Genomic DNA, 12,292 nt, shown 5'->3' with positions numbered 1-12,292 from the left:
TGAAGACGACGAGGTAGATAGGGCAGAGGTGGAAGCGTAGTAATACGTGAAGCTGACTGTTACTAATCGGTCGAGGGCTTAACCAAAAGGTTATGGTTAAGGATAGGTAGGAGGAAGTTATTTCCTGAAGGATGGAAGATAGAAAGTAGAAGAAATTCAGTGTGCAGTTTTGAAGGTATATAAACGTTCAAGAAAATCAAATATAAACGTGGATGATGGGGTGTGGCTCAGCTTGGCTAGAGCGCCTGGTTTGGGATCAGGAGGTCGCAGGTTCGAGTCCCGTCGCGCGCTCTTTTTTATTTTTAGGCAGTAAAAAAGCGGTGTTGGATATCAAATCCAGCACCGCTTCAGACTGTAGACAAAGCCCTGCTTTTGCAGGGTTTTGCTATTGTTGGAACCGCTTTTCTGATATAATAAATATCAGAAGGGCGGTGTTTTTTTATGATGACGAAAAATGCAGATAAAAAAAGAGAACAAATGATGATGTTTTCCATGGATGACATGGTACCTCAAAACCATATGCTGCGATTAATTGATAGGGCAATCAATTGGAATTTTATTTATGATCTGGTTGAAGAAAAATACTGTCCGGATAACGGCCGTCCCAGTATGGATCCCGTCATGCTGATAAAGATACCATTCATTCAGTATCTCTATGGGATAAAAAGCATGCGTCAGACCATGAAAGAGATTGAGGTAAACGTTGCATACCGCTGGTTTCTCGGACTAGACATGTTAGATCCAGTACCTCATTTTTCTACATTTGGAAAGAATTATACCCGCCGTTTCAAAGATACAGACCTTTTTGAGCAGATCTTTTCAAAGATTTTGGAAGATTGTATGAAATATAAGCTTGTAAATACAGAACAGATCTTCGTGGATGCAACACATGTAAAAGCCTGTGCAAACAGTAAAAAAATGCGTAAGCGGGTTGCACACGAACAGGCTCTCTGGTATGAAGAGGAATTAAATAAAGAGATTGAAAAAGATCGTCTGGCACATGGAAAAAAGCCATTGAAGAAAAAAGATGATAACCAGCCACCTGCGTCCGGTGGAACCGGAAATGATAAGGATTCTATATCTGAAGAACTTCCTGAAGATGTGAAAACACAAAAATGCAGCATCAGCGATCCGGAAAGTGGATGGTTTCGAAAGGGTGAACATAAACACGTTTTTGCATATGCTGTAGAAACTGCCTGTGATAAACATGGCTGGATCCTTGGATATACAGTACATCCTGGTAATGAGCATGACAGTCGTACTTTTAAGGCATTATACGATAAGATATCTAAACTGAATCCGCACATGGTAGTTGCAGATGCAGGATATAAAACTCCGGCAATCGCCCATCAGCTGTTGGAAGATGGAATTCAACCACTTTTTCCGTATACCCGTCCCAAGACCCAAGAAGGCTTTTTCGGAAAACACGAATTCGCATATGATGAATACTATGATTGTTATATATGTCCGGGAGCACATATATTGACATACAGTACAACAAACAGAAGTGGATATAAAGAGTATAAAAGCTGCGGTGAACATTGTGCTGAATGCCAATATCTTTCAAAATGCACAGAAAGTAAGGATCATGTAAAAATGATCACACGTCATGTATGGGAAGAATATATGGAAGTGGCAGAAGACATTCGGCACACGATAGGAACAGACAGATCTATCAGTTAAGAAAAGAAACCATAGAGAGGATATTCGGTACAGCGAAAGAACAGCATGGATTTCGATATACGCAATATGTAGGAAAGGCACGGATGGAGATGAAAGCCGGGCTTACCTTTGCATGCATGAATCTGAAAAAACTGGCAAAGATTCTGGAAAAACGAGGCTGGAATACAGCCACTTTTTTATATTTTGAGCTAAGAACAAGAATAAAATCAAAATTTAAAGAAAAATGGTACTGGGCATAACACCCAGCACCAAGATTCTCTACAGTCTGAAGCGGTGTTGGATATCAAATCCAGCACCGCTTTTTTATAATGAATCAAATCAAAAGTTTTGTTCTTTCATAAGTGAAAGTCTGTACACACGTCTGCTAGTTCCTTCATAATGTTGGTCCAAAAGAGCACAGGCGGTCTGGAGATCATTATTCCGGATGGCTTCCAACAGGCATTGGTGTGTCCATACTGCAGCACCTCCGTTATGGGAGAGGCTTGGATCCGTGTTGTTTGATTCTAAGCATTTGGCATTCTGAAGCGTTTCAGCATCTCCGCTTAATTGTCCGAAGCGATTGGCATTTTGAACCGAGAGGAACATGGCACCATTCAGTGGGCTTAGAAGCTCCCACATTTTTGTCAGTCGATTAAGCTGGGCAGAGCGGATGATCTGCTGGTGAAATGTCTCATCGGCATGAACGGCCTCATGGTATTACCTGCAAGAATAGCCTTTCGGAATTCTTCGATGCTGGCTTCCATTATCATGAGATCATAATCACTGAGACGGCAATTGCTTTTCTGAATCGCCAGCTTTTCAAGGCTGCCGCGTAAAAAAAAAGACTTCATAGGCATCTTGTGGAGAAAGCAGTGCGACTGTGCAGCCCTTGTTCGGGCAATAGTCAACAAGCCCTTCGACGGCAAGCTGCCGGAGCGCTTCGCGCACAGGACCTCGGCTAAGTCCGAATTTCTGAGCAATTTCAGCCTCTATCAGTTTTTCTTGAGGCTGAAGGGTTCCATTGATAATCTGCTCTCGCAGAGATTCAAGAACAATTTCGGATGTAGTAGTATTGGATGCTTTTCGTTGTCCCTGCATATTTACCTCATAAAATTTTCAGAATAATCCCTTAAGACCTGCGCAACGTACTGCATATCAGAAGATGAGAAGCGTTGATCGCAGGGAAGAGATACTATGTGGTCATAAATGTATTGTACCGATGATTCTGGCTGAGGATGAACCAGCGGTCCAACCGGCCAGTAGACAGTCGAGCGAATCTGATGATCTGCCAGGTATTGCTGCAGTTCATCGCGCTTTTCGGCATACAGGCAGAAATGACTTGGAACGGAAGCCTCTGGAAGTTCAGGAAATACAGGCTGTATGCCGTGAAGAGGTGCTGTAAGCGCGTTTAAAAGCGCAGCATAGTTTTCACGTCTTGCATGACAGATTGAATCAAAATCTGCATGGCGCAGGATATACTCCGAATTCTCATCGCCTGCATAGCTGTCAAATATCTGGCGAAGGCGCAACTCACCCTCCCAGAAAATGTCGCCGTTACCCGTCTCAATCGACTCTTTGCGCTGCTTAAGGTGTGTTGCTTCTACCGGCAGAAGAGGTGTTTCAAAAGTTCCGTTTCTTTTGACAGCGAATCCACCACAGGCAACGCCCATCCATTTACGGAAGCTACCGGCAAAATAATCACAAAGTGGATCGATACCGTCAGCAGAAAGCATGGAGTGAGTTACATCCTCGAAAATCACAACTCCTTTATCTTTGCATGCTTTAACAAAATCATGGTCATAGTTACAGAATCCATAGTATCCGCAAAGAGATAAAACACTGATCTCATCGATGACTGCAGGGTCAAAAACGCTGTGCAAATCTTGGTCCAAGTCATAGAATTTCAGCTGATACCCGGCTTTCTCAAAAGGAGCAAGGACCGTCTCGCAGGTATACATAGGTACATATGCGACTTTACGTGTATCGTGCCGTGCAATATCCTGCAGGCAATAATAGATACCGCATCGTCCGGACATGGCAAATGCTAGATCATCCTTAGGTGAGCAGATACGTGAAAAATATCCGTTTTCGATAGGTTTACTTGGTTCGTAGTGGAACATACCGCCAATTTTTCGCATGTTTCATCTCCTCCTTACTAGTAGAAATGGGTTACACGGATGTTTTTTGTCCGTTAGCTGTAAGCTCATTATAGTGGATTGTTAACAAAATCGAAAGCATTATTTTCTGTGTGAAATGTCTGAAAAGTCACACGATAATATTTTTGATGATTTTCTTTCTTGACATCAATGCGAAAATGTATAATAGCAAATTTTACGATTGCAGAAAATTATAAAATTAGTGTCAAGCGATAAAATATAGTGAAAATAAACAAAATTACAGACAATTTTTGCTGTTAACAGCATGTGAGAATTGTTGACAATTTTATTGAAGCTAGATTATACTTGTTTTATTGAGAATGGCTAGAAGATTCTGCATTGTCAGAAAAGTCAATCATAAAGAGGAACAGGAGGTAAAACTATATGCACAAATACGTCTTCAAGCGCTTGCTTATGCTGATTCCGGTTATCCTTGGTGTCACATTTGTCGTGTTCTTTATTCTGAACTTGGCTCCAGGTGACCCGGCAGCTATTATCTTGGGGGATCAGGCAACCGCTGAAGCATTGGCAATGAAACGTGAGGAATTGGGATTGAATGATCCGATTTTCGTACGGTATTTTCACTACATGCGCGATTTGCTTCACGGTAGTCTTGGTGTTTCCTACAAAAACAGTATTCCTGTTTGGGACCAGGTAATCATGCGTCTGCCGAACACGGCAATCCTTGCAACTGCAGGTATTCTAGTTGCACTTTTGATCGGTATTCCGATCGGTATTATCTCAGCAAAGAAACAGTACTCTCTGCTGGATAATGTTTCCATGGTATTCGCCCTTATTGGTGTGTCTATGCCGAACTTCTGGTCAGGTTTATTGCTGGTTATGCTTTTTTCTCTGACACTTGGCTGGCTCCCATCTCAGGGTATGGCATCCGGCTTCGGGCCGATGCTGAAGAGCTTGATTCTGCCGGCGTTGACGCTGGGATTCAACTCAGCAGCGATGGTAGCACGAATGACAAGATCGTCTATGCTGGAGGTTATCCGTCAGGATTATATTTCAACCGCTCGTGCCAAAGGTGATGATGAGAGAACCATTACATTCCAGCACATGCTGAAAAATGCTTTGATTCCGATTATCACGGCAGTTGGTCTTCAGTTCGGAAACCTGCTCGGCGGTGCGATGCTTGCAGAAACAATTTTCTCATGGCCGGGTCTTGGACGACTGATGGTTGAATCAATTAAATCAAAGGATATTCCGATGGTTCTTGGATGTGTTATTTTCCTGGCAACGATGTTTACCTTAGTGAATTTGATGGTTGATATTATTTATGCCTTTGTTGATCCGCGAATCAAATCACTCTACAAGAAAGGACGGTGAGCCATATGCAGGAACAGAACAAACCGGTTAATAATCCGGCAGTCGAAGAAAAAAAGCAGCGCTCGCTGTGGCAGGAAGCATGGAGACGCTTCCGTAAGAACCGCATGGCAATGATTGGTCTTGCGTTTATTCTCTTACTTGTAATTATATCTGTTTCAACCCTTATTATTGATGCGGCAACGCACAATTCTATCTATAACGAATTCGTTGTAAAGCAGGATTTGGTGAATCGTCTGAAAGGTCCCAGTGCTAAGCACATTTTCGGTCAGGATGAATTTGGACGTGATATGCTGCTGCGTATGCTGTGGGGAGCACGCTACTCTCTGTTTACCGGAGGTATCGCGATTATCCTGGCGCTGTGTGCAGGTGGTATACTCGGTGCCGTTTCCGGTTATTATGGCGGTAAAACAGATACAATCATCATGCGTGTGATGGATATTCTGCTGGCAATTCCTTCGATGCTTCTTGCAACTGCAATTGTGGCTGCACTTGGCACAAGCATTTGGAATGTTATGATTGCAATTGCAATTGCATACATTCCGACATTTGCCCGTACCGTCCGAGCAGCAGTTCTGACAGTTAAAGATCAGGATTTCATTGAGGCAGCTCGTTCCATTGGCTGCGGTAATGGTACGATTATTTTTCAGTATATTATTCCTAACGCACTTGCACCGATTATCGTGCAGGCAACCCTTGGTCTTGCCGGCGCAATCTTATCGATAGCCGGTCTGTCGTTCCTTGGTTTAGGTATTCAGCCGCCAACACCGGAATGGGGAGCTATGCTGTCCAATGCACGTGTTTATATTCGCGATGCATGGCATGTGACTGTGATTCCGGGACTTGGAATCATGCTGACGATTCTTTCGTTAAACCTGATGGGTGACGGCCTTCGCGATGCGATGGATCCGAAACTTAAGAACTAATGAACGCAGTGCCATAAAGGAGGGATATATATGTCCGATATTTTGTTGGATGTTAAGAATTTAAATATCGTCTATTCCACATCAGATGGTGTGGTTTACGCACTGAACGATGCAAACCTGCAGATTAAGCGAGGTGAAACCCTTGGTCTGGTTGGTGAGACGGGTGCAGGAAAAACAACCCTTGCGCGTGGCATTATGCGCTTGATTCCACACCCGCCGGGAGAGATTCGTTCCGGTGAAATTATGTATGAAGATCAGGATATTCTGAAATTAACGGAAAAAGAGATGCGTCAGATGCGCGGTCGTCAGATTTCCATGATTTTCCAGGATCCTATGACATCTTTAAATCCGGTTATGCCTGTAGGCGATCAGATTCTGGAAGTTATTCGTAACCATCATCCGGAGCTTTCCAAGCAGGATGCTAAAAAGCAGGCAGGCGATATGCTGGAGATGGTTGGAATTCCTGCAGGACGCTACAATGATTTTCCGCATCAGTTTTCAGGTGGTATGAAGCAGCGAGTAATCATTGCAATTGCTCTGGCCTGCAATCCGCAGCTTTTGATTGCGGATGAGCCGACAACAGCTCTGGATGTTACTATCCAGGCCCAGGTTCTGGAAATGATTCGAAACCTGAAGCAGAAGAACAATACATCCATGCTGCTGATTACCCATGACCTGGGTGTTGTTGCACAGAACTGTGACAGTGTTGCAATTATATATGCAGGAGAAATCGTAGAATATGGAACGCTGTCTCAGGTATATGAAAATACTCTGCATCCATATACGGAAGGCCTGTTTGGTTCCATTCCGAATCTGGAGACAAACAGCCGTCGGCTGGCAGCCATTGATGGTATGATGCCGGATCCAACGATGCTTCCGAAGGGCTGCAAATTTGCTGACCGCTGCAAGTATGCGGAAGAACGGTGCCATGTAGAGAACCCGCAGCTTATGGAACTGGAAGACGGCCATAAGGTTCGTTGCTTCCGCTGCATGAAATAAAGGAGGTGAGAGATATGGCAGAACAGAATCATGAAATTCTGAGGGTTGAACACCTGAAAAAGTTTTTCCCTGTACCGAATGGTATGCTTCATGCCGTTGATGATATTAGCTTTACCATTGATGCCGGAAAAACACTGGGCGTTGTTGGTGAGTCTGGCTGTGGAAAGTCAACAATGGGACGTGCCATATTGCGTCTCCACGAGCCGACGGATGGCAAAGTGTATTTTGACCAGAAGGATATTCGGGCTCTGAATGATAAACAGATGAAGGATATGCGCCGCGATATGCAGATCATATTTCAGGATCCCTTTGCATCGCTAAATCCTCGTATGACAGTCAGTGAAGCAATTGCTGCACCGCTGCTTGTACAGAAGCTTTTTGATCGGAAAGATAAAGAAGGAATTCAGAAACGTGTACGCGAGATTATGGATATGGTAGGTTTGGCAGGCCGACTTATCAATACCTATCCTCATGAGCTTGACGGTGGCCGCCGTCAGCGTATCGGTATAGCCCGTGCATTAGCATTGGAACCGAAGTTTATTGTCTGTGACGAGCCGGTTTCGGCGCTGGATGTTTCTATTCAGGCACAGATTCTGAACCTGATGCAGGATCTGCAGGACAACCTTGGCTTGACATACCTGTTCATCACACATGACCTTTCGGTTGTTAAATATATTTCCGATGACATTCTGGTTATGTATCTGGGACAGATGGTTGAAAAAGCACCGTCCGATAAATTATTTAAACATCCGATGCATCCATATACACAGGCACTTTTATCAGCCATTCCGATTCCGGATCCAAAGGTTCCGATGAACCGTATTACAATGAAGGGTGAGATTACATCACCGATTAACCCGGAAAAAGGATGCCGGTTTGCAAAACGTTGTCCATATGCTACGGATGCATGCCGTCAGCAGGATATGGTTCTGACCGAACAGGAACCGGGACACTTTGTTACCTGCCTGCGTGTGCAGAGAGGTGAGATTTAACCTAAGTGTGTACATTGTCGCTGCGGTATTGGTATGTACCGCAGTGAATGTGGAATACGTTTTATAAAAACGAGGAAGACAGGAGGAAAATGTATGAAAAAAAATTTTAATCGTGCTATGTCGTTAGTGCTGGCAGCAGCTATGGCACTGTCACTGGCAGCTTGCGGCGGCAAACAGGGAAACAACGGAGCCGACAGTGGAACTGCTGACGGTTATAAGACCACTCTGACTTGGGCACAGGGCGCGGACGTTACCTCCCTTGACCCGCATCAGGGTAAGGAAACACCGGCTGTTCAGGTTAATACACAGATCTTTGATACGCTGGTTACAGTTGATCCAGAGACCAACGAAGTTGTTCCTCAGATTGCTGAAAGCTGGGAACAGACGGATGACCAGACTTATGTATTTAAAATTCGTGAGGGCATTAAGTTCCATGATGGAAGCGATCTGACAGCAGAAGATGTTAAATTCTCCCTTGACCGTGCACGTAATTCTGCAGCTGTTTCTTACATTGTTAACTTTATTGAAGAAGTTACAGTGGATGATGACCATACCGTAACGGTTAAGACAACTGCACCGTACGCACCAACACTTCGCAACCTTGCAATTCCATTTGCAGCAATTGTTCCGAAGGCAGTTGTGGAAGCAGATGAGAATGCATTTATTCTGAATCCGGTTGGTTCCGGCCCATATAAATTCGTTGAATGGAATCAGGGTGATCATGTGACACTGAAAGCATTTGATGATTATTATGCAGGAAAACCGGAAACAGAAAATCTGATTATGAAGGTTATCCCGGAAACTTCCCAGCGTACCATTGCTCTGGAAACCGGTGAAGTAGATCTGGCATATGATTTAGCTGTAAACGATATTCCGAAGGTTAACAGCGATGATAAACTTACGGTTTATGAGATTCCGTCTCTTACCTGCTGGTATGTATCCATGAACATGAACAAAAAGCCGTTTGATAATCCGAAGGTTCGCGAGGCTATGTCTATGGCTATCGACCGTCAGACTATTATTGATACAATCAATGCAGGCAGCGGACAGACAGCAGATTCGATTATTGCTCCGGCAGTATTTGGCTATTACTCAACAGGTGTTAAAGAATATAATCCGACAAAAGCAAAAGAATTACTTGCAGAGGCTGGATATCCGAATGGTTTCTCTACAACTCTGTGGGTTAACGATAACCAGTCCCGTATCGAGATGTGCCAGGCTATGCAGGCAATGCTCCTTGAAGTAGGTGTACAGTGCAACTTAGAAGTTCTCGAGTTTGGAAGCTTTATTTCCAGAACTACCGCCGGCGATCACGACTTAGCATATTTTGGTTGGACAACCTCCAGTGGAGATGCTGATTACTCATACTATTCTCTTGAACACTCAACTCAGCAGGGTGCTGCAGGTAACCGAAGCTTCCTTGCAGATCCGGATGTTGATAAGCTGATCGAAGAGGCTCGTTCCAACACAAATGAAGAGGAACGTAAAGAGCTTTATAAGGAACTTGCAATTAAATTAGATGAGATTAACAATAATATCCCGGTATACTACAGCTCCATCAACGTTGGTGCTAACAAGAAGGTTGAAGGATTCGTTATGGATGCCAATGGTTACCACAGCCTGGAGAAGGTTAAAGTAGCACAGTAATGAACGGATGTCGGACTATCCGGTTTCCGGATAGTCCGATTTTTCAGCAGAGAATAATTATTACATGAAAGGAAAGAAAATTATGAGATTAGCAAATCTGACCTGGCCGAAGGCCCAGGAATATTTTGAAAAAAATGATATGGTACTTGTTTCTATTGGAAGTATTGAGTGTCATGGCCGTCATATGCCACTTGGAACAGATACATTGATTCCGGAGCATTTGTTAGAGAAAATCGAGAAGAAGAGCGATGTTTTGATTGCTCCGACTATTCCGTATGGCGCTTGCCAGAGCTTAGCTCCGTATCCGGGTACCATTGATATTGACAATGAAGTGCTCTATCAGTTCTGCCGTCAGGTGTTCCTGAGTCTGTATCGTCACGGAGCCAGAAAATTCGTTTTTCTGAATGGACATGGCGGAAACATTAAGATGATTGAGCGCTTGGCATGGAATTCGAAGACAAGGGTTGCCTGGTTGCTATGCTTAACTGGTGGCTGATGGCATGGGATATGAACCCGGCATGGAAAGGTGGCCACGGCGGCGGTGAAGAAACAGCGGCGATTCTTGGCATTGATCCGTCGTTAGTTGATAAGAGCGAGATCGGTGGTGAGCTTCAGTTCAAGCATCTGTCCGAAAACCTGAAGACAACCGGTTTCCGTTCCGTTGAGTACAAGGGAGTTACTGTTGAGATTCTTCGCAATACTCCGCATGTAACTGACAGCGGCTGGATTGGACCGGATCATCCGAGTACCGCTACAGAGGAGTGGGGCAAGGAGATGCTTGAGACCACAGCAAACTACATTGTTGATTTCATGGAAGAGTTCAAGAAAGTAAAACTTTCATAAAGAGGTATCAGAATGGATAAAAAAACGACGCTGGAAATGATTGCAGCAATTTCAAATGCAAACGGTACATCCGGTTTCGAAGATGAAGTGGTTGCAGCGATTCGCCCTTATGCAGAGGGACTCGGAGAAGTTACAGAAGATCGCATGCGCAACCTGTATATCCGCCGTAAAGAAAATAACGGCAAGCGTCCGGTTGTTCAGCTTGACGCACATAGTGATGAGGTTGGTTTTATGGTGCAGGCCATCTGCCCGAACGGAACGCTTCGCATCATTCAGGTAGGAGGTTGGGTTAACCACAATATTCCGGCACATAAAGTCTGGGTTCGCAACCGATTCGGAGAATATATTCCGGGTCTTACTGCCAGTAAACCTCCGCATTTCATGACAGAGCAGGAGCGTAAAGCACCTCTGGATATGAAAGATATCACGGTAGATGTTGGCGCTGTTTCGAAAGAAGAGGCAGTTGAAAAGTTCGGCATTCGTATCGGTGAACCGGTAGTGCCGGATGTGACATTTACATACTCAGAAACTACAGATCTGATGGTGGGAAAAAGTTTTGACTGCCGTCTGGGATGTGCGGCAATTCTTAAGACAATGCATACACTGGCTGGTCAGGATCTGAATGTAGATATTGTTGGCGCTTGTGCAGCACAGGAAGAAGTTGGTGTGCGTGGTGCTACCGTGACAGCACAGGTAATTAAGCCGGATATCGCAATTGTTTTTGAGGGATGCCCGGCAGATGATACCTGCGTTGAGCCATATATGGTTCAGACAGCTATCAAACGTGGTCCGATGCTCCGCCACATTGATTCCCGCATGATCACCAATCCGCGTTATCAGAGATATGCGCTGGATCTGGCAGAAAAGCTTGGTATTCCGGTTCAGGATGCAGTTCGTAGTGCTGGCTCAACCAATGGTGCAGCGATACATCTGACTGAAAAAGCAGTCCCGGTTATTGTTATCGGAGTTCCGGTTCGCTATGCACATACACATTACGGAATTTCAGCCTATGCTGATTTTGATAACGCTGTTAAACTGGCATGCGAAATTCTCAAAAGACTTGACGAAGAGCAGATTATGAGTTTTTAAAAGAATATCAGATGTGAGATGACTTCTGCTTTAGGTGGTAGGTGTCAAATCGGTATTAACAGATAAAAGAAATTTTGGATTTTATGCAGAAACTGAGAGGATCAGAAACTGCATAAAATCCATTTTTTATTGAACAAATAGTTGGAATATTCACAAAAATCACAAAAAAATATGTTGAATAACAAATTTAGAAAAATGCTTGACTTTATGAGATTGCTCTGGTATTATAACACATGTCCTTGAGACAAGGGCAATCAATTCGAAAGACGGACATGAATGTAAAAATGTCTATATATCTTCTGGGTTGGAAAAGAATTAAAAAAATAAAAAAGTTGTTGACAAAGCCAATTATTTATGATAATATAAATAAGCTGTCGCTGAGACAACAACAAAGAACCTTGAAAACTGAACAGTATGTAAAACCCTGAAAATTCTAAGAACAAAGGCTTTTGGTTAAGCCTTGAAGTTCAAGAGAACATTCAGAACAAAACCAAAACAACAGTAATAACGGTTAAAATTAGCCAAGCGAAATTTTGGCTGGAATCAAAACTTTAACATGAGAGTTTGATCCTGGCTCAGGATGAACGCTGGCGGCGTGCTTAACACATGCAAGTCGAACGAAGCAATTTAGCGGAAGTTTTCGGAT

General features: G+C 43.8%; 10 protein-coding genes, 2 rRNA genes and 1 pseudogene. 11 read left to right on the top strand and 2 right to left on the bottom strand.

What is annotated here, in order from left to right:
• Both DWX76_RS13135 and DWX76_RS13125 read left to right on the top strand, forming a co-directional pair.
• Positions 1 to 86, top strand: a 23S ribosomal RNA gene (locus DWX76_RS13135); the annotation flags it as partial.
• 355 nt (positions 87 to 441) lie between these two features.
• Positions 442 to 1,922: pseudogene (locus DWX76_RS13125) on the top strand (IS1182 family transposase).
• A 559-nt stretch (positions 1,923 to 2,481) separates the two neighbouring features.
• Here the strand turns inward: DWX76_RS13125 and DWX76_RS13115 are convergent.
• Both DWX76_RS13115 and DWX76_RS13110 read right to left on the bottom strand, forming a co-directional pair.
• On the bottom strand, positions 2,482 to 2,760 hold the full coding sequence (locus tag DWX76_RS13115) for a GntR family transcriptional regulator (RefSeq protein ID WP_118570841.1): 279 nt from the start codon (positions 2,758 to 2,760) through the stop codon (positions 2,482 to 2,484).
• A 2-nt stretch (positions 2,761 to 2,762) separates the two neighbouring features.
• Positions 2,763 to 3,800, bottom strand: coding sequence for a DegT/DnrJ/EryC1/StrS aminotransferase (locus tag DWX76_RS13110; RefSeq protein ID WP_118570840.1), 1,038 nt, complete (start codon positions 3,798 to 3,800; stop codon positions 2,763 to 2,765).
• A 402-nt stretch (positions 3,801 to 4,202) separates the two neighbouring features.
• Between DWX76_RS13110 and DWX76_RS13105 the strand changes: the two genes are divergently transcribed.
• The 9 genes from DWX76_RS13105 to DWX76_RS13070 all read left to right on the top strand — a co-directional run.
• Positions 4,203 to 5,153 (top strand): ABC transporter permease, encoded by a 951-nt coding sequence (locus DWX76_RS13105; RefSeq protein WP_118570839.1) that lies wholly within the window; start codon positions 4,203 to 4,205, stop codon positions 5,151 to 5,153.
• 5 nt (positions 5,154 to 5,158) lie between these two features.
• Positions 5,159 to 6,076: an ABC transporter permease gene (locus DWX76_RS13100; RefSeq protein ID WP_118570838.1), complete on the top strand. Its 918-nt coding sequence runs from the start codon at positions 5,159 to 5,161 to the stop codon at positions 6,074 to 6,076.
• 30 nt (positions 6,077 to 6,106) lie between these two features.
• Positions 6,107 to 7,075: an ABC transporter ATP-binding protein gene (locus DWX76_RS13095; protein WP_118570837.1), complete on the top strand. Its 969-nt coding sequence runs from the start codon at positions 6,107 to 6,109 to the stop codon at positions 7,073 to 7,075.
• Between the two features lie 14 nt (positions 7,076 to 7,089).
• Positions 7,090 to 8,067: an ABC transporter ATP-binding protein gene (locus tag DWX76_RS13090; protein ID WP_118570836.1), complete on the top strand. Its 978-nt coding sequence runs from the start codon at positions 7,090 to 7,092 to the stop codon at positions 8,065 to 8,067.
• Positions 8,068 to 8,160: 93 nt separating this feature from the next.
• Positions 8,161 to 9,714, top strand: coding sequence for an ABC transporter substrate-binding protein (locus tag DWX76_RS13085; protein ID WP_118570835.1), 1,554 nt, complete (start codon positions 8,161 to 8,163; stop codon positions 9,712 to 9,714).
• Positions 9,715 to 9,796: 82 nt separating this feature from the next.
• Positions 9,797 to 10,210, top strand: coding sequence for a creatininase family protein (locus tag DWX76_RS15215; RefSeq protein ID WP_412694076.1), 414 nt, complete (start codon positions 9,797 to 9,799; stop codon positions 10,208 to 10,210).
• Positions 10,192 to 10,557 (top strand): creatininase family protein, encoded by a 366-nt coding sequence (locus tag DWX76_RS15210; RefSeq protein ID WP_412694075.1) that lies wholly within the window; start codon positions 10,192 to 10,194, stop codon positions 10,555 to 10,557. Before DWX76_RS15215 ends, DWX76_RS15210 begins: the two co-directional genes overlap by 19 nt.
• Before the next feature lie 12 nt (positions 10,558 to 10,569).
• Positions 10,570 to 11,646, top strand: a complete 1,077-nt coding sequence (locus DWX76_RS13075; RefSeq protein ID WP_118570834.1) for a M42 family metallopeptidase — start codon at positions 10,570 to 10,572, stop codon at positions 11,644 to 11,646.
• 552 nt (positions 11,647 to 12,198) lie between these two features.
• A 16S ribosomal RNA gene (locus DWX76_RS13070) occupies positions 12,199 to 12,292 on the top strand; the annotation flags it as partial.

Origin of the sequence: Clostridium sp. AF21-20LB (assembly GCF_003478795.1) — a bacterium.
In the GTDB taxonomy this organism is placed as follows: Bacteria; Bacillota; Clostridia; order Lachnospirales; family Lachnospiraceae; genus Otoolea; species Otoolea fessa.
Note: the sequence above shows the minus strand (reverse complement) of the source record. Positions and strands in the feature narration are given on the sequence as shown.